Consider the following 18694-nt stretch of genomic DNA (forward strand, 5'->3'; position numbering starts at 1 on the left):
ATCCGGTCATGCATGCCGATTCAGCCGAAAGACCGCCCGAAACGGCATGCGATGCGATGACCAGAGGCGTCCGAAGAGAAAACCTGGCGTTGGACAGCCGATGCCTGACCAACGCCAAAGAAAGGTCCGACAGGCGTTGCGCCTGCCGGTGAAAGCACGTTGGCCGCGGCGATCAGAACGAGGTGGTCATCGAAACGTAGTAGGCGCGACCCGGCTCGTTGTAGGTTGCCGCGCCGGCGTCGAAGGAGTTGCCCTGGCGGTACAGGCGCTTGTCGAAGAGGTTGCTTACCCCGCCCCGTACGCTCAGGTTCTCGCTGAAGGTGTAGCCGGCGCTGACGCCCCAGATGCCATAGGTACCCACCTCTTTTCGCGAGACCACCGGCGTGTTGCGGCTGGTGCCATGCTTCGGCGGCTCCTGGCGGCCGTAGATGGTGCTGGTCAGTTGGGTGGAAAGACGCTCGCTGGCCTGCCAGTCCAGGGTCGAGTTCAGGGTGTACTCGGGGATCACCGAAAGCGGGTTGCCGGTGTCCTTGTCCTTGGATTGCAGCATATAGGTCAGGTTGGTGCTCCAGCTCAGGTCCTCGTGCAGGGGGACCAGCAGGTTGCCTTCCAGGCCCTCGACCACTGCTTTCTTCGCGTTGCTCCATTGCAGGATGTTGTTACCGGTCCCGGTCTGTCCCATGACATCCAGCGGCGCGACGATCTTGTTCTTGTAGTCGTTGCGGAAGTAGGTGAGCCCGGCGACCCAGCCGTCGCGCCGGAACTCGATGCCCAGTTCCTTGTTTACGCTGGTCTCGGCGTCCAGGCTCTCGTTGCCGACCAGGTAGCAGCCGCCGCTGCTGGTCTGGATCGGGCAGCCGTTGCCACGGGTATAGAGCAGGTAGTTCGGGTTGCTCTGGTACAGGTTGGGCGCCTTGAAGGCCCGTGCGATACCGGCCTTGACCGTGAAGTATTCGCCGAGCGTTTGGGAAGCGTTCAGGCTCGGGCTCCAGTTCAGGCCGAAGTCGCTGTGATCGTCCAGGCGCAGCCCGGGGGTGAGCATGGTGCCGGGGCGCAGTTCGATATTGTCTTCCACGTACAGCGCGCGGATCTCCGCCTTGCTTTTCGGGCTTCGCGAGCCAGCCGCGGGGGTCCCCGGCAAGCTATCGCTTCCCACGAAGCCCTGCTTGAGCGAGGACGGGTCATTGAGGGTTTCCTTGTTCCACTCCGCGCCCACCGTCAGCACCTGCTCGAACAACGCATGCAACGGAAGGTTGAGTTCGCCGCTGAGGCGATAGTTCTCCAGCTTGCTGGTGCTGAACGAACGGTCGGCGCCGATCTGCCCCTCGACGGAACCGGCCAGCCCCTCCTCCAGACGGTTGTTGCGGGTGGAGTCGTACTGGGCGACGAACCTGGAAGTACCGAACGACCAGGTCCCGTTGTGGGTGATGGCGTAGTTCTCGCGATACATGCGGTTGGTCTCCGCACCGTCGTCGGCGAGTCCCTGGGTATTGGCGGTGCCGTTGTTGTTCTGGGTATCGCCGGCATAGATGTTGCCCTGTCGGCTGAAGCCCGCTTCGAAATCGACGACCTGGTCGGGGGTCACCTGCCACGACAGCATCCCGCTGAGATCGCGATTGCGTACCCCTTCGCGTCCGGCCACGGTACGGCTCGGGTTGACGGTATGTCCGAGGTTGATGTCGGTATCGTCCGAATCGGTCTTGTTCGCGCTGCCGTACGCGCGGAAGCTCAAGGCTTCGGTCAGCGGCCCGCTGAGGCTGAAGTTGGCGCGGCGCGTGGCGCCATCCTTGGAGCTTTCCGGAATGTTGGTGAACACCGTCATGGAACCACGCAAACGATCGGTCGGGCGCTTGGTGATGATGTTGACTACCCCGCCCGCCGCGCCGGAACCGTAGCGTGCCGCCGCGGGCCCACGGAGGACCTCGATGCGCTCGACCTCCTCCGGCGGCACCCAGTTGCTGTCGCCGCGGGTGTCGCGTTCGCCGCGCCAGCCGTAGCGCACCGAGTTGCGCGAGCTGACCGGTTTGCCGTCGACCAGGATCAGGGTGTTCTCCGGCCCCATGCCGCGGATGTCGATCTGCCGGTTGTTGCCGCGCTGGCCGCTGGAACTGTTGCCGGTGAGGTTGACCCCGGGCATGGTGCGGATGATCTCGGAGAGATCGTTCACCGGCGGGCGCTTCCTGATGTCCTCGGCGGTGATGATGGATACCCCCGGTGCCTGCTTGAGCTCCTGTTCGGCGGTGCCCAGCACCACCTCGTCACCCAGCTGGACCACCGATTCGGCGCGTTCGTCCAGTTCTTCCAGGCGCTCGTCCTCGGCCAGGGCCTGCCCGCCCAGCAGGCTCGATGAAGCGAAAAGGACGGCAGCGGCGAGATGGCCGCGACGGAATTGGGGGTACATGCGTGACTACTCCTGTCGAGGGAAAACGGGTAGCAGGCGAGCCACGAGGGATACGTTGACGTTTTTTCTGAAGCCTGGGTCGCCGGCGTTGCGCGGGTGACGTCTCGGCACGGACAGGGCGCAGACCCGGAACAAGGCCGGCCGAGGAGATCGGCACGGATGATAATCATTAACAAAAGAGAGTAAAGATCATTTACATCCAGGCCAAATGTAAAGGCACCTGCGCCTCGCTAGGCAGAAGGCAGCACCAGGCACAGGCGCAGCCCCGGATCGGCGGCTTCCGCCCATAGGCGGCCGCCCTGGAGCACCACGGCGCGACGGGCAATGCTCAGTCCCAGGCCGAAGCCCTTGCCGGTACGTGCCGAAGACAGCCGGGTGAACGGGCGGAAGATGGTCTCCAACTGGTGCTCGGCCACACCCTCGCCCTGGTCTTCCAGGCAAAGCCACCAGCAACTTCCTTCGCGCCGACCATGCAGGCGGATCACGCCGCCTTCCGGCGAATGCCGGATGGCGTTGCGCAGCAGGTTCTCCAGGGCCTGGGCTAGTGCATTGAGGTTGCCACGCACGACACAATCCTCGGGCAGAGCGCTGCGGAACCGCTCGGCGGCCCAGCCGCTTTCGAAGCGTGCGTTCTCCACCAGCAGGTCCCATAACGCCGGGATGGAAATGTCCTCCAGCGCCAATACCGGGCGTTCGGTGTCCATCCAGGCCAGCTCCAGGGTGTTGTCCACCAGTTGCTGCATGCCCTGTACCTCCTGCTCCAGGCGCTCGCGCAGGAGCTGCGCGGACAGCGTGCCCTCTGCCGCCACCTGCAGGCGCGCCAGCGGCGTGCGCAGCTCGTGGGAGAGATCGCGGAGCAGTTGGCGCTGCAACACCATGTGCTCGTCGAGTCGCTCGGCCATATGGTCGAACGCCCGCCCCAGATCGCCCAGCTCGTCGCTGCGCCGGCTGATCTCTGCCTGCGTACGCGCCGTCAGGTCGTTGCCGCGCAGGGCATTGGCCTGCGCTCGCAGGCGTCCCAGCGGCACTATCCAGCGCCGATACAGCAACACTCCCAGCAGCAGGGCCAGCCCGGCCGGCACCAGGCCATGGGTGACCAGGCGCTTGGCCGGCGACAAGCCGGGAGGGACGAACTCGGCGGGAAGACGCAGGACCACCCGGCCTTGCTCCGGATGTTCGGGGAAGCGCAGGCTGATGAACGGCCGCGACAACGAGCGGGAGCTCATCGGCCAGTCGACGCCCCGCAGGAAAGTCAGGCGCTCGGCTTCCTCCGTGGTGAGCGGACGACTGCCCAGCGATTGCAACCGTCCGTCGAGCACGACCACCCAGTCCAGCGCCCGCTGGCGCGGCTCGGCCAGCCAACGGTCGATGCCCTCGCGGCCATCGTCGAGCCAGGCACGTTCGGCTCGCCGCGCATAATCCGCCAAGGCGGAGCGGGCTTCGGCGGACAGGTAGTAACCCTTCAGTTCGGCACTGCGTCCCCAGGTCCAGGACAGCCATACCGATAGCAGGAAGAACGCCACCAGCACCAGGGCCAGGCGCCAGAACAGAGAATGACGGTTGGGCATCATGGCGCCGGTGTCAGGACGTAACCCTTGCCCCAGACGGTATGCAACTGGTGACCGGCGTAACCGAGACGTTGCAGCTTGCGCCGCAGGTGACTGACGTGCATGTCCAGGCTGCGATCATGCTGGGTATGACCGCGGTGCAGGACATGCTGGTAAAGGAAGGCCTTGGTCAGGGTCTCGCCTTCCGCGGCGAGGAAGGTTTCCAGCAGGCGGTATTCGGTCGGCGTCAGGCCGGCGAACCGCTCGCCAAGGCTGACATCGCAGACATCGGCAGAGAATTGCAGCGAGGGCCGCGCCAGCGGTTCGGCGCAGCGGCCCGGCGCGCCCCCCCGCTCCAGGGCGATCCGACGCAGGATGGCATCGATGCGTACCCGCAGCTCGGCCAGGCTGAAAGGCTTCGGCAGATAATCGTCGGCGCCCTGGCTGAACCCGGCGATGCGGTCCTGCTCGGCGCCCAGGGCCGACATCAGGATCACCGGCAGCGCCTGCTCCTGGCGGAGTTGGCGAAGAATCTCGAGGCCATCGCGCCCGGGCAGCATGATGTCCATCAGGATCAGGTCATAGCCGCCGCTGCGCGCAGCCGCCAACCCCTCTTCCCCGTCTCGGCACCAGGTCACCTCGAAACCGCTGCCATTGAGGTGCTGGAACAGATGTGCGCCCAGTGTCGGATCGTCCTCGATGGCCAGCAGTCGGGGGTCGGGCGTCAGGGATAGGAACATGGCAGCCAAATAAGATTGATTAGCAATCGTGCCAGTATTCACGATCTTTCCGCTTCGTCGCAAGCCGAATCCGCCGGGCTGCGCACATCGGTGCAGATTCCCCTTCCGCGACCCGCTAAACTGCGCGGGGTAAACGTATGGCCGGGGAGCGTCGGCCATCCCGATCTGGCTCGACGGAGAGACGTGTGTTCAAGGATCTCGGCATCAAGGGGCGCGTACTGCTGCTCACCCTGCTCCCCACCAGCCTGCTGGCGATGGTGCTTGGCGGTTACTTCACCTGGGTCCAGCTGTCCGACATGCGCGCCCAGTTGATCGAGCGCGGGCAACTGATCGCCGAACAACTGGCGCCGCTGGCCGCCACCGCGCTGGCGCGAAAGGATACCGCCGTGCTCAACCGCATCGCCAACGAGGCGCTGGACCAACCGGACGTGCGCGCGGTGACCTTCCTCGACGCCCGCCAGGAACGCCTCGCCCATGCCGGGCCAAGCATGCTCACCGTCGCCCCGGCCGGCGACGCCAGCCATCTGAGCATGTCCACCGAACTGGACACCACGCACTTCCTGCTACCGGTTCTTGGCCGCCACCACAGCCTGTCCGGCGCCACCGAGCCTGACGACGAGCGCGTACTCGGCTGGGTCGAACTGGAACTGTCGCACCACGGGACTCTGCTGCGCGGATATCGCAGCCTGTTCACCAGCCTCTTGCTGATCGCCGCCGGCCTCGGCGTCACCGCCCTCCTCGCCCTGCGCATGAGCCGCGCGATCAACGCGCCGCTGGAACTGATCAGCCAGGGCGTCGCCCAGCTCAAGGAAGGCCGCATGGAAACCCGCCTGCCACCGATGGGCAGCAACGAGCTGGACGAACTGGCCTCTGGCATCAACCGCATGGCGGAAACGCTGCAGAGCGCCCAGGAGGAAATGCAGCACAACATCGACCAGGCCACCGAGGACGTACGCCAGAACCTGGAAACCATCGAGATCCAGAACATCGAGCTGGACCTGGCGCGCAAGGAGGCCCTGGAGGCGAGCAGGATCAAGTCCGAGTTCCTCGCCAACATGAGCCACGAGATCCGCACCCCGCTCAACGGCATCCTCGGTTTCACCAACCTGCTGCAGAAGAGCGAGCTCAGCCCGCGCCAGCAGGACTACCTCACGACCATCCAGAAATCGGCGGAAAGCCTGCTGGGGATCATCAACGAGATCCTCGATTTCTCGAAGATCGAGGCCGGCAAGCTGGTTCTGGAAAACCTCCCTTTCAATCTCCGCGACCTGATCCAGGACGCCCTGACCATGCTGGCTCCGGCCGCCCACGAGAAGCAACTGGAACTGGTCAGCCTGGTCTACCGGGATACCCCGATCCAATTGCAGGGCGACCCGCAGCGGCTGAAGCAGATCCTCACCAACCTGGTCGGCAACGCCATCAAGTTCACCCAGGGCGGCACCGTCGCCGTGCGCGCCATGCTCGAGGACGAAAGCGACGACCGCGCGCAGCTGCGGATCAGCGTCCAGGACACCGGTATCGGCCTCTCCGAGGAAGACCAGCAAGCCTTGTTCAAGGCCTTCAGCCAGGCCGACAACTCACTGTCGCGGCAAGCCGGTGGCACCGGCCTGGGCCTGGTGATCTCCAAGCGCCTGATCGAGCAGATGGGCGGCGAGATCGGCGTCGACAGTACGCCTGGGGAAGGCGCCGAGTTCTGGATCAGCCTGAGTCTGCCGAAAAGTCGCGACGACAACGAGGAGCCGGGCGCCTCCTGGGCCGCGGGCCAACGCGTGGCGCTGCTCGAACCGCAGGATCTGACGCGCCGCTCGCTGCACCACCAGCTCACCGACTTCGGCCTGGAAGTGAGCGAATTCGCCGACCTCGACAGCCTCCAGGAAAGCCTGCGCAACCCGCCGCCCGGCCAGTTGCCGATCAGCCTGGCGGTGCTCGGCGTCTCGGCCGCGATCCATCCGCCGGAAGAGCTGAGCCAGTCGTTCTGGGAATTCGAACGGCTCGGCTGCAAGACCCTGGTGCTCTGCCCGACCACCGAGCAGGCGCAATACCACGCGACCCTGCCCGACGAACAGGTCGAGGCCAAGCCCGCCTGCACCCGCAAGCTGCAACGCAAGCTGCAGGAGTTGCTTCAAGTCCGCCCGACGCGCAGCGACAAGCCCCACGCCATGGTTTCCGGACGGCCGCCACGGCTGCTATGCGTCGACGACAACCCGGCCAACCTGCTGCTGGTGCAGACCCTGCTCAGCGACCTCGGCGCCCAGGTCACCGCGGTGGACAGCGGCTACGCGGCCCTCGAGGTAGTGCAGCGCGAGCGCTTCGACCTGGTCTTCATGGACGTGCAGATGCCCGGCATGGACGGCCGCCAGGCCACCGAGGCGATCCGCCGCTGGGAGGCCGAGCGGGAAGTCAGCCCGGTGCCGGTGATCGCGCTCACCGCACATGCGCTTTCCAACGAGAAGCGCGCATTGCTGCAGGCCGGCATGGACGACTACCTGACCAAGCCGATCGACGAGCAGCAATTGGCCCAGGTAGTGCTGAAGTGGACCGGACTGAGCCTGGGCCAGTCGCTGGCCAGCATGAGCCGTGCGCCGCAGCTCGGCCAGTTGAGCGTGCTCGACCCCGAGGAAGGGCTGCGCCTGGCCGCCGGCAAGGCCGACCTCGCCGCCGACATGCTGGCGATGCTGCTGGCCTCGCTGGCGGCGGACCGCCAGGCGATTCGCCAGGCCCGCGACAACGACGACCGCACCGCTTTGCTCGAGAGGGTCCACCGGCTGCATGGCGCCACTCGCTACTGTGGCGTGCCGCAGTTGCGCGCGGCCTGCCAGACCAGCGAAACCCTGCTCAAGCAGAACGATCCGGCGGCGGCCGCGGCCCTGGACGAGCTGGACAAGGCCATCGAGGCCCTGGCCGACACTGCCTCGGCCACCACCCACCTGTCCTCCACCAGCCTCGACTCCAGCGAACTCTGACCATGCGCATCCTGTTCTTCAGCAGCCAGGCCTACGACAGCGAGAGCTTCCAAGCCAGCAACCACCGGCACGGCTTCGAACTGCACTTCCAGCAGGCCCACCTGCAGGCGGACACGGCGGTCCTCGCCCAGGGCTTCGAAGTAGTCTGCGCCTTCGTCAACGACGACCTCTCGCGGCCGGTACTGGAACGCCTGGCCGCCGGCGGCACGCGCCTGGTCGCCCTGCGCTCGGCCGGCTACAACCACGTCGACCTGGCCGCCGCCGAAGCGCTCGGCCTGCCGGTGGTGCACGTCCCGGCCTATTCGCCGCACGCTGTCGCCGAGCACGCGGTCGGCCTGATCCTGACGCTCAACCGGCGCCTGCACCGCGCCTACAACCGGACCCGCGAGGGCGATTTCTCGCTGCATGGGCTGACCGGCTTCGACCTCCACGGCAAACGCGTCGGAGTGATCGGCACCGGACAGATCGGCGAGACCTTCGCCCGCATCATGGCCGGCTTCGGCTGCGAGCTGCTGGCCTACGATCCCTATCCCAATCCGCGCATCCAAGCACTCGGCGGCCGCTACCTGGCGCTCGACGCCCTGCTCGCCGAGTCCGACATCGTCAGCCTGCATTGCCCGCTGACCGCCGACACCCGCCACCTCATCGACGCGCAGCGCCTGGCGACGATGAAACCCGGCGCGATGCTGATCAATACCGGCCGTGGCGCCCTGGTGAACGCCGCGGCGCTGATCGAGGCGCTGAAGAGCGGACAACTGGGCTACCTCGGCCTCGATGTCTATGAAGAGGAAGCGGATATCTTTTTCGAGGATCGCTCCGACCAGCCCCTGCAGGATGACGTGCTGGCACGCCTGCTGAGCTTCCCCAACGTGGTGGTGACGGCCCACCAGGCCTTCCTTACCCGCGAGGCGCTGGCGGCGATCGCCGACACCACCCTGGACAACATCGCCGCCTGGCAGGACGGGACGCCACGCAATCGGGTCCGGGCCTGATGGCGTGGTAGCATGCGCGGCTGATTGGAGGCTCCATGGCTGAACACGATTTCCGTTACACCCTGCTCAACCCGCAATACACCCTCAACGAATGCCGCGCGCTCTCCCCGGGGCGCTACCAGGTCACCGGCACCGGCGGCTCGATCAAGGCCGACGACGTGCTGCTGGTCAGCCTCAAGGGCAGCAAGACCCTGAGCATGCGCCTGACCGTGGAAAAGGTCCGCCACCTGATCAACCCGCCCGGCCAGTGGCTGGCGGTCGCCCGCGGCCCGGCATTCCGCGAACTGGCGATCCATACCTGGCAGGTCGACTGCGACCAGTGCCAGGCTCGTCTCGACTTCGAGTTCGCCGTGGACGCCAGTCTCGGTCGCAAGGCCCTGGCGCCGGCCGCCGAAGAACGCATTCACGAACTGGGCTGGCGCAGCCGCGAAGACAAGCACCTGTGCCCGAAATGCCAGTAAGGCGAACGCTCCGTCCGACCGACGGTCTGTGAACTATCGCCCGTACGAAATGCGCAAAGGAAACGCCATGAAACCCTCTCTCGCCCTCTTCGCCTCCGCCGCCCTGATCCTGGGCGGTTGCGCCAGCCAGGAGACCACCCTGGAAACCGAGCAGGCCTACCAGGTCGATTGGGTCGGGGCACAACCGACGATGGACTACAGCCACATCAGCCTGACCTTCGACGGCCAGGGCCGCGCCTTCGGCAATGGCGGCTGCAACCACTGGTTCGCCAGCTACACCCTGCAGGACGACCTCCTTCAGTTCGGCGCCATCGGCAGCACCCGCCGCCTGTGCGCGGCGGAGATCATGGAGCAGGAACGGCGCTTCCTGGCCCTGCTGCAGAGCGTCCAGCACTGGGACATTTCGCCGTCCGACGAGCTGCGCCTGTGGCCGGCCGAAGGCAAGCCGCTGCGCCTGGTCCCCGAGCACGACTGAAGCCTGAAGCGGCGCTACCCGGCGCCGCCCGTTTACATTTTTTTGACATCCATTTCATTCCCGCTTGACCACCACGTCCCTAGGCTTCCGCATCCTCGCCCGGAGACGCTTGATGTTCGCCCCCCCCAGCACCGAGACACTCAACCGCTTCTTTCTGTTGTCGTGGCTGGTGGTGCTCTGGCAGGTGCTGCGCCTGCAGGACGGGATCGTCTTCGACGACGCCTGGCTGCCGCTCTGGAGCGTCGCTGCCAGCCTGAGCTACGCCTTCCTTTATATAGTCCCGGTGTACCTCGCCTGCCGACTGCTCCTGCATTTCCATGATCGCCTTCCCGTGCGCCTCAGTCCGTGGCTGGCAGGCGTGCTGGCCATCGTCGGCAGCGCAGCGGTACAGATACTGCTCTACGCCGACCGCACCCTCTACGACCTGTACGGATTCCACCTCAACGGTTTCAGCATCGGCCTGCTGGTCTCGCCCGGCGGCCTCTCCAGCCTCGGCAGCGGCGACGGCACCCTGCTCAGCGCAAGCCTGGCGGCCCTGGCCCTGCTCTGTCTGCAGGTGCTGCTGTACAGCGCCTGCCAGGTCAGCCGCGAACGCCTTCCCGCGCTCCCTCGGCGCGCCTGGCGCTACCTGTTGGCGGCCTTCCTCTGCCTGGCCCTGGGAGAACGCCTGGCCTATGCGTTCAGCTCCCTGCGCGACTACCGGCCGATCCTGCTGGCCAGCGAACGCTATCCGCTGTACCTGCCATTGACCGTCCGCAGCCTGGCGCGAAGCCTGGGCATCCAGCCGACGCCCACCCAGCGCGAGCTGCTCCAGCAGCAGAGCGACCTGCACTATCCGCTCCGGCCGCTGGAGATCAGCGCCCCGGCGAACCCATTGAACATCGTCTGGATCGTCGCCGAGTCGCTCCGCGGGGACATGCTCGATCCGCGCTACATGCCCAGGCTGTGGGACTTCTCCAACCGGGCGATCCGCCTGGACAACCACTACAGCAGCGGCAACCTGACCCAGATGGGCGTCTTCGGCATGTTCTACGGGCTGCACGGCGGCTACTGGGACGCCGTGCTGAAGGCCGGCCAGCCGCCGGTGCTCATGGAGGTACTCAGGCAGCAGAACTACCAGTTCCGGATCAATGCCGCGCAACGTTTCAGCTATCCGCCCTTCGACCGCAGCGTGTTCGTCAACCTGCGCCCGCAGGACCTGCACGTGCTGGATAGCCCGGAGCCTGCCTGGCAGCGCGACGCCCGGAACACCGACGACCTGCTGCGCTTCGTCGATCGCCGACTACCCGACCGGCCGTTCTTCGCCTGCCTGTTCCTCGAGTCGAGCCACGCCAACTACAGCTTCCGCGACGAGACCGCGAAAATCCGCCCCTATCTGGTCAACTTCAACTACCTGACCACCGATTTCCAGGCGCAGATGCCGCTGATCAAGAACCGCTACCTGAATGCCGTGCGCGAAGTCGATACACAGATCGGCCGCCTGCTGCAGCACCTGGAAAACCAGCACCTGCTGGAAAACACCGCGGTAGTGGTGCTCGGCGACCATGGGGAAGAGTTCATGGAACGCTCGCGCTGGGGCCACAATACCGAGTTCAATCGCTACCAGACCGGCACCGTCGCCGTGCTGAGCATTCCCGGACAGGCGCCCCGTGCCGTCCGCGGCATCACCAGCCACATCGACCTGCCCGCAACGCTCCTGCCGCTGCTGGGCGTACGCAATCCGCCCCGCGACTACTCGCTGGGACAGGACCTGCTCGCAGCGGACTACCATCGCGACTATGCGGTGAGCGCCGATACCACGCGCATCGCCTACCTGGGCGAAGGCTTCAAGGTGAGCTTCCCACTGCGTGGCGCGGACCGTCACCACGGTCCGGTGAGCGATGGCGACGACCGCCCGCTCGACGTGGAACAACAGGAAGCCATACGCGGCCCACTCCGTGCAGCACGCCTGGAACTGCTGCAGGATCTCGGCCGCTTCAGCGCCTTGCCGGTAGGGGAAGAGCCGTCGCCGCGGAACCTCGCGACTTCGTTGACGCCATGAGGAGCATCAGAACAACCTGAGTTGTTCGTGGGCGCCCTGCAGGTCGAGCAGGCGCACGCCGACGCCGATCAGGCGCACCGGACGATTGCCACGGGCAAAGGCCTGGCCGAGCAATTGCCGGTAGCTCTCCAGGTCGCGCCCGGCGCCGGACTGTTCCACCGTGGTCTGGGTGAAATCGTGAAACTTCAGTTTCACGAACGGCTTGTCCGGCCGATAACTGCCATCCAGGCGTTGCAGGCGTCCGTCCAGCTCCCCGAGCAGGGTCGGCAGCTCCTCCAGGCAAGCCGCCAGGTCCGGCAGGTCGCGATCGAAGGTACATTCGACGCTCACCGACTGGCGCCGGCTGTCGACTTCCACCGGTCGCTCGTCGATACCATGGGCCAGTCCCCACAGGCGTTCGCCGAAGCTGCCGAACTCGCGCACCAGGCTCAGCTTGCTGCCCTGGCGCAGGTCGGCGCAGGTGCGGATGCCCATCCGCGCCAGGCGCTCCGCCGTGACCTTGCCGACGCCATGCAACTTGGCCACCGGCAACTCGGCGACGAACCCGTCGACCTGCTCCGGGGTAATCACGAACAGCCCGTCCGGCTTGCGCCAGTCGCTGGCGATCTTGGCCAGGAACTTGTTCGGCGCGACGCCCGCCGAAACGGTGATGTGCAGCTCCTCGGCCACCCGGCGGCGGATGTCCTGGGCAATCCGCGTGGCGCTACCGGCGAAATGCGGCGAAGCGCTGACGTCCAGGTAGGCCTCGTCCAGCGAAAGCGGCTCGATCAGATCGGTATAATCGCGGAAGATCGCATGGATCTGCTTCGACACCGCCCGGTAGACATCGAAACGCGGGCGCACCACCAGCAGATCGGGACACAGCTTGAGCGCCGTGCGCATGGCCATCGCCGAGCGCACGCCATAGGCTCGCGCCTCGTAGCTGCAAGTGGCGACCACTCCGCGCTTGTCCGGCGAACCGCCAACCGCCAGCGCCTTGCCGCGCAAGCTGGGGTCGTCGCGCATCTCGAGGGCGGCGTAGAAACAGTCGCAGTCTATATGGATGATTTTCCGCACCGGAATCTCGCTACAAGCCCCGCCGGGCCTGCCCCGGAGCGCTGAATTCTAACATTGGGCAAGCGCTAAGCATTTGAAGAAAAAACACTTTTTTCGAAAAATCGATTGACAGCCCGACGAGAGTCCGTAGAATGCGCCCACACAGACGCGGGATGGAGCAGTCTGGTAGCTCGTCGGGCTCATAACCCGAAGGTCGTTGGTTCAAATCCAGCTCCCGCAACCACATTCGAAAAGCCCCGGCACTAGCGATAGCGCCGGGGCTTTTTGCATTCCGCCCCTCCTGTTCCACTGCATCGCCTCGCCCTCCGTTCGCTCGCATCATCGCACATTTAACTGTATATTCGTACAGCAAGCTCAGCCTTCGATGAGTGCTCGGTAACGGATACGGAAAGGACAGACAGATGCTGAACGTCGAACAATTGAAGCGCAGCGTGAACCGGATGGAACTCGACGACATCCGCCAGGCAGTGGACGAACTGCAGATGGACGGCCTGGTCACCGACGGCAAGACGCCGTTCACCCGCGTGCACTTCAACACCTGCTTCGCCGAGATCGAGGCGCTGTTCCAGCGCGCCGGCTTCCACCGGCCGCTCGATGTGGTCGGCTACCAGGGCGAGATCTATGCGTTGTACGACCCCTCTCGCTGGGAGGCCGTGGAAGTGCTGCGCTGGTTGAAGGAATACCGCGAGGAATCGCGTCACCTGACTCCGGCGTGAGCGCAACGCCAGCGTCAGCGCAACTCGTGTGCCAGGCGCGCGCAGGCCATCCCCACGACCAGCATCACCAGCGGACCGAAGGCCCGCATGGAGATCCGCGCAAGGCTCCAGGACTCTTTCGCAGCGAACAGGCTTGCCGGATTCACCGAATAGACCAGCAGGGAACCGCAGAACAGCCCCAGGCCCAGCAGGCCCAGGCGGCGCAACCATCCGTCGTGGCGGAGCAACACCACCAGCAGGGCGCCGTACAACAGGCAATCGACCCGCGCCACCGAGTCCTTGACCTGCAACGACTGTTCCCAATCCCCCAGCCACCATCCAGCGGCCACGCCCAGCACGACTCCGGCGCCGACATGAATGCCCGCCTGGATCATCGTCACCCTTCCCCCCCTCGGAAATGGTCGGACAGTGCAAGCCGCCACTATGCCCACGGCAAGCTGAACCATCGCTGAACGAATACCAGCAAATGGCCTTCGGCCACTTCGCCGACGCAACTCCTGCAAAACCCGGCGGTCTTCTCCCTGTGACAGGACGCCGCCCCGCACAGAAAAAATCTGCTGCGACCACTTGGGAACTCGCCCGAGAGGCCATACTCTGTCGCGCAAATTCCCATGAGGTGGCTGATGCGCACCGACGCTCCCGTTCCAGAACATCCCGCTCCACCCAGCTCTCCCGCGTCCCCACAACGCATCCGGCTGATCGATCGGATTACCGCCTACCGCCAGCCCATCGGCCTGGTCTTCACCTTGCTGCTGTTCGGCCTGGCGCTGGTGGCCTGCTACCACCTGCTACGGGAGATCGATCCCGGCGCCCTCCACGATGCCATCGCCGACGTGCCCAGGCCGGCGCTGCTCGGCGCCCTGAGCGCGACCGCCCTCGGCTTCGTCATCCTGCTCGGCTACGAGTGGTCGGCCAGCCGCTTCGCTGGCGTCACGCTGCCCATGCGCAGCCTGGCCACCGGCGGCTTCAGCGCCTTCGCCATCGGCAATGCGGTAGGCCTGTCGCTGCTTTCCGGCGGCTCCGTACGCTACCGACTGTATTCCCGGCATGGCATCGGCGCTGCCGAAATAGCCCGGATGACGCTATTTGCCAGCCTTTCCCTGGGCTGCGCACTGCCGGTGCTGGCGGCACTCGCCGCACTCTGCGACCTCGACGATGCGGCGTCGGCGCTGCACCTGCCCCGCGCCCTGGTCGCCGTCATCGCGATCGCCGTCCTGTCGCTGGCTGTCGGCCTGGTGGCGTTCCTGGCCCGGCACCGCCTGCCGGGAGAACGGCCGTCCCCCGACAGCCTGCTGGTCCGCCTCGGCCGCCGCAGCCTGCGCCTGCCAGGCCTGCGCCTATCGCTGCTGCAACTGCTGATCACCGCCCTCGACGTCGCCGCCGCCGCTACCGTCCTTTATCTGTTGCTGCCGGAAACCCCACCCTTCGCGGCGTTCCTGCTGGTCTACCTGCTCGCCCTGGCCGCCGGCGTGCTCAGCCACGTACCGGGCGGAGTCGGGGTGTTCGAGGCGGTGCTGCTGGCCGCGTTCGCCGGCCAACTGGGCGCCGCGCCGCTGGCCGCGGCCCTGCTCTTGTACCGCTTGATTTATGTGGTACTGCCACTGCTGCTGGCCTGCCTTTTGTTGCTGTTCCTCGAAGCGCGCCGGTTGTGGGTGACGCGCCAGGCGATCCGCGTCGCCTCGGGTTTCGCCGCACCGATCCTGGCGATCCTGGTCTTCCTCTCCGGTGTCGTGCTGCTGTTTTCCGGCGCCACACCGGCGATCGACACCCGCCTGGAACACCTCGGTTTCCTCATTCCACATCGCCTGATCGATGCCTCGCACCTGGTCGCCAGCCTGATCGGCGTGCTCTGCCTCCTGCTCGCGCAGGGTTTGCGCCGACGGCTGTCGGCCGCCTGGGCCCTGACCCTGGTGCTGTTGCTGGTGGGCGCCCTGCTTTCGCTGCTGAAAGGCTTCGACTGGGAGGAAGCCAGCCTGCTGAGCCTGACCGCCGCGCTGCTCGCCATGTTCCGCCGCTCCTTCTACCGTCCCAGCCGGCTGATGGAAGTACCCTTCTCGCCGCTTTACGTAGGCGCCAGCATCTGCGTGGTCGGCGCCTCGGTCTGGCTGCTGCTGTTCGCCAACCAGGACGTGCATTACAGCAACCAGCTCTGGTGGCAGTTCGCCCTGGACGCCGACGCCCCGCGCGCCCTGCGCGCCGCCCTCGGCAGTTGCCTGCTGCTCCTGGCCCTGGCCCTTGGCTGGCTGCTGCGCGCGGCACCGCCGGCGATCCGCGAGCCGAACGCGGAAGAGCTGCAGCGCGCGGCGCGGATCATCCGCCACTCGGACCAGCCGGATGGCGGCCTGGCCCTGACCGGCGACAAGGCCCTGCTCTTCCATGAGGGCGACGACGCTTTCCTCATGTACGCCCGCCGCGGTCGCAGCATGATCGCCCTGTACGACCCGATCGGCCCGGCCATGCAGCGCGCCGAACTGATCTGGCAGTTCCGCGACCTCTGCGACCTGCACCATGCCCGCCCGGTGTTCTACCAGGTGCGTGCCGAGAACCTGCCGTTCTACATGGACATTGGCCTGACCGCCCTCAAGCTCGGCGAAGAAGCGCGAGTCGACCTGCTGCGCTTCGACCTGGAGAACAAGGGCAAGGAAATGAAAGACCTGCGCTACACCTGGAACCGCGGCCAGCGCGACGGCCTGGCCCTGGAGTTCCATGAACCGGGCCAGGCTCCGCTGGACGAGCTGAAGGCGATATCGGACGCCTGGCTGGGCGGCAAGCAGGTGCGCGAGAAAGGCTTCTCCCTGGGCCGCTTCACCCCGGCGTACCTGAACTTCTTCCGCATCGCCATCGTCCGCCACCAGGGCAAGCCGGTGGCCTTCGCCAACCTGCTGGAAACCGACAGCCGCGAACTGGCGAGCCTCGACCTGATGCGCGTGCACCCGGACGCGCCGAAGCTGACCATGGAGTTCCTCATGCTCGGCCTCATCCTCCACTACAAGGCCAAGGGCCACGCGCGCTTCAGCCTCGGCATGGTGCCGCTGGCCGGGCTCCAGCCAAGGCGCGGCGCGCCGTTGACCCAGCGCCTGGGCGCGCTGGTCTTCCGGCGGGGCGAACAGTTCTACAATTTCCAGGGGCTGCGACGCTTCAAGGACAAGTTCCAGCCCGACTGGGAACCCCGCTACCTGGCCGTGCCAGCCGGGCTCGACCCGCTGGTGGCCCTGGCCGATACCGCCGCGCTGATCGCCGGCGGCCTGACTGGATTGGTGAAACGCTGATATGTCTGTCGTGAAACGTCACTGGCGCCGTTTTCTGGTCGCCGCCCTGGTGCTGATCGTCGGTGCCGCCCTGCTGCTCTGGAGCCGACCGGCGGCCCAGGCGAAACTGGAAGCCCTGGACCTCGACGACGGCGGCCACGCCACCCTTGCCGAACCCGGCGAGAAGCCGCGCTCGCGGGTGGTGGTGATCGCCGCCCCCGAACAGCAACTGAACGACGCCCAGATGCTGAACCTGGCTCACGACAGCGCCGCCCGGGTGATCCAGTACTTCCCCCCGGAAAACGGCGATTGCAGGGCGCAGCAGTCCCGGCTCGAAGCGGTCATTGCCCACCTCGGCGGCAAGCCGAACCTGGTCGCCGGCATCGGCCCGGGCTCGACCACCGCCTGGCGCTGGCTCGCCAGCCAGGACGACGACACGGCCAAGGCGCTCTCGGTCGGCTTCGACATTGCCCTGGCCGAGCGCGACTGCGACGCCCCGCTGCCGCACCAGGCGTCGCACGGCCAGTGGCTGCTGGCCTGGAACGACAACCCGGACGACGACACCGCAGTCTTCGTCCGCAAGCAGTCGAGCGCGGAAACCAGCATCAGCGACTACGACACCCCGCTGTCCGACGTGCTCGCCCATCAGTTGCGCCTGCAACTGCAAGGCAACGCCGAGGCCCTGCCGGTACTCGAGGTCCCCGCGGCGAAACCCTCGGACATCGTCACCCTGTTCTATTCCGGCGACGGCGGCTGGCGCGACCTGGACAAGGACTCTGCCGAGCATATGGCCAGCATGGGCTACCCGGTGGTCGGCATCGACACCCTGCGCTACTACTGGCAACACAAGAGCCCGGAACAGAGCGCCGCCGACCTCTCCAAGCTGATGCAACACTACCGCGAGAAGTGGGGCGCGAAACGTTTCGTCCTGGCCGGCTACTCGTTCGGCGCTGACATCCTGCCGGCGATCTACAACCGCCTGCCCGGAAAGGACCAGCAGCAAGTGAAAGCCATGCTGCTGCTGGCGCTGGCGCGGACCGGCAGCTTCGAGATCGAAGTGGAAGGCTGGCTGGGCAAGGCCGGCGAGGAAGCCGCCACCGGCCCGGAAATGGCCAGGTTGCCGGCAGCCAAGGTGTTCTGCATCTATGGCGCCGAAGAAAAGGACGAAAGCGGCTGTACCCAATCCCAGGCCGTCGGCGAGAAGCTCGAACTGCCGGGCGGCCACCACTTCGACGAGGACTACCTGTCCCTGGCGAAGAAGATGCTCCAGGCCATCCGCGACCGCGAGAACGCTCCCGACGCCTGATCGCGATCAAGCTCTCCCCGCTCCGCCCTTCTTGTCCCCGGCCGGCGCCAGCTAGACTGAGCCTGCCGGGGGCATTCAGGCTGGCTTCAGCGGAGCCGCCGAGAATACCGGCCGACCCGCCGCAGAGCGGGCTCCCGAGAGCCGAAGAGAAGGAACCGTGATGAGCTGGAAAAACACCGAATCCCGTTATGGGAGCCTGACCATTGCCCTGCACTGGCTGACCCTGCTGCTGATCGCCGGGGTCTACGCCTGTATCGAACTGAAGGGCAATTTCCCCAAGGGCAGCGAAACCCGCGAACTGCTCAAGCAATGGCACTTCATGCTTGGCCTGAGCGTTTTCCTGCTGGTCTGGTTGCGCCTGCTGGTGCGCCTGGCCACCCCTACCCCGCGCATAGAGCCCGCCATCCCCGCCTGGCAGGCGACGCTGGCCAGGCTGATGCACTACGCCCTCTACCTGATGATGATCGGCCTGCCCTTCGCCGGCTGGCTGATCCTCAGCGCCGCCGGCAAGCCGATACCGTTCTTCGGCCTGGAGCTACCGCCGCTGGTCGACAAGAACCCCGACCTCGCCGGGCAAATCAAGGAATGGCACGAAACCATCGGCAACGCCGGTTATTTCCTGATCGGCCTGCACGCCGCCGCGGCGCTCTTCCATCACTTCGTCAGCCGCGACAACACCCTGGTACGGATGCTGCCGCAACGGCGCTGAGAAACGCGCAAAAAAACGCGCCCAATCGGGCGCGCTTTT

At 66.1% G+C, this 18694-nt stretch carries 14 protein-coding genes and 1 tRNA gene; 10 read left to right on the forward strand and 5 right to left on the reverse strand.

All coding sequences use genetic code 11. From position 1 onward, the window contains the following. Positions 1 to 172: 172 nt before the first annotated feature. The 3 genes from pirA to pirR form a co-directional block, all read right to left on the reverse strand. A complete protein-coding gene (gene pirA, locus ACM0M4_RS21965; RefSeq protein WP_054376011.1) occupies positions 173 to 2401 on the reverse strand; it encodes a TonB-dependent siderophore receptor PirA in 2229 nt (742 codons plus the stop codon). Between the two features lie 230 nt (positions 2402 to 2631). Beyond that, positions 2632 to 3969, reverse strand: a complete 1338-nt coding sequence (pirS, locus tag ACM0M4_RS21970) for a sensor histidine kinase PirS (RefSeq protein ID WP_010895528.1) — start codon at positions 3967 to 3969, stop codon at positions 2632 to 2634. Next, complete coding sequence (pirR, locus tag ACM0M4_RS21975) at positions 3969 to 4688, reverse strand: response regulator transcription factor PirR (RefSeq protein ID WP_054376012.1); 720 nt, start codon at positions 4686 to 4688, stop codon at positions 3969 to 3971. The genes pirS and pirR overlap by 1 nt, the downstream gene beginning before the upstream one ends. 185 nt (positions 4689 to 4873) lie before the next feature. On the opposite strand from pirR, the gene gacS reads away from it, so the two are divergent. The 5 genes from gacS to ACM0M4_RS22000 all read left to right on the forward strand — a co-directional run bounded on the left by gacS (position 4874) and on the right by ACM0M4_RS22000 (position 11620). After that, positions 4874 to 7651, forward strand: coding sequence for a two-component system sensor histidine kinase GacS (gene gacS, locus ACM0M4_RS21980; protein ID WP_221345430.1), 2778 nt, complete (start codon positions 4874 to 4876; stop codon positions 7649 to 7651). Positions 7652 to 7653: 2 nt separating this feature from the next. Beyond that, a complete protein-coding gene (locus ACM0M4_RS21985) occupies positions 7654 to 8643 on the forward strand; it encodes a 2-hydroxyacid dehydrogenase (protein ID WP_003112591.1) in 990 nt (329 codons plus the stop codon). 35 nt (positions 8644 to 8678) lie between these two features. Beyond that, positions 8679 to 9104, forward strand: a complete 426-nt coding sequence (locus ACM0M4_RS21990; RefSeq protein ID WP_003120718.1) for a hypothetical protein — start codon at positions 8679 to 8681, stop codon at positions 9102 to 9104. Positions 9105 to 9171: 67 nt separating this feature from the next. Then, positions 9172 to 9579, forward strand: a complete 408-nt coding sequence (locus tag ACM0M4_RS21995) for an META domain-containing protein (protein ID WP_003112593.1) — start codon at positions 9172 to 9174, stop codon at positions 9577 to 9579. Between the two features lie 112 nt (positions 9580 to 9691). Next, positions 9692 to 11620 (forward strand): sulfatase-like hydrolase/transferase, encoded by a 1929-nt coding sequence (locus ACM0M4_RS22000; protein WP_003145585.1) that lies wholly within the window; start codon positions 9692 to 9694, stop codon positions 11618 to 11620. 6 nt (positions 11621 to 11626) lie between these two features. Here the strand turns inward: ACM0M4_RS22000 and dinB are convergent, their stop codons facing one another. Beyond that, the gene (gene dinB, locus ACM0M4_RS22005; protein ID WP_003109930.1) at positions 11627 to 12676 is read right to left on the reverse strand and encodes a DNA polymerase IV; all 1050 of its coding nucleotides are present in this window, start codon (positions 12674 to 12676) and stop codon (positions 11627 to 11629) included. 146 nt (positions 12677 to 12822) lie between these two features. On the opposite strand from dinB, the gene ACM0M4_RS22010 reads away from it, so the two are divergent. Beyond that, positions 12823 to 12899: transfer RNA gene (locus ACM0M4_RS22010), tRNA-Met, on the forward strand. Positions 12900 to 13077: 178 nt separating this feature from the next. Then, entirely contained in the window at positions 13078 to 13392 is a 315-nt protein-coding gene (locus ACM0M4_RS22015; protein ID WP_003086015.1) for a hypothetical protein, read from the forward strand. Positions 13393 to 13406: 14 nt separating this feature from the next. Here ACM0M4_RS22015 and ACM0M4_RS22020 read toward each other — a convergent pair whose 3' ends face one another. Continuing rightward, positions 13407 to 13766, reverse strand: a complete 360-nt coding sequence (locus ACM0M4_RS22020; RefSeq protein WP_003104747.1) for a hypothetical protein — start codon at positions 13764 to 13766, stop codon at positions 13407 to 13409. A 249-nt stretch (positions 13767 to 14015) separates the two neighbouring features. Between ACM0M4_RS22020 and mprF the strand changes: the two genes are divergently transcribed. The 3 genes from mprF to ACM0M4_RS22035 all read left to right on the forward strand — a co-directional run bounded on the left by mprF (position 14016) and on the right by ACM0M4_RS22035 (position 18655). Further along, positions 14016 to 16661 carry a bifunctional lysylphosphatidylglycerol flippase/synthetase MprF gene (gene mprF / locus ACM0M4_RS22025; RefSeq protein ID WP_004353274.1) on the forward strand — a complete coding sequence of 882 codons (2646 nt, stop codon included), beginning with the start codon at positions 14016 to 14018 and terminating at the stop codon, positions 16659 to 16661. Position 16662: 1 nt separating this feature from the next. Then, positions 16663 to 17946: a virulence factor family protein gene (locus tag ACM0M4_RS22030; protein ID WP_115288844.1), complete on the forward strand. Its 1284-nt coding sequence runs from the start codon at positions 16663 to 16665 to the stop codon at positions 17944 to 17946. Between the two features lie 160 nt (positions 17947 to 18106). After that, the gene (locus ACM0M4_RS22035; RefSeq protein WP_003112597.1) at positions 18107 to 18655 is read left to right on the forward strand and encodes a cytochrome b; all 549 of its coding nucleotides are present in this window, start codon (positions 18107 to 18109) and stop codon (positions 18653 to 18655) included. The last annotated feature ends 39 nt before the right edge of the window (positions 18656 to 18694 follow it).

The sequence above is a fragment of the Pseudomonas sp. 18-147 genome, assembly GCF_051048045.1.
In the GTDB taxonomy this organism is placed as follows: domain Bacteria; phylum Pseudomonadota; class Gammaproteobacteria; order Pseudomonadales; family Pseudomonadaceae; genus Pseudomonas; species Pseudomonas aeruginosa.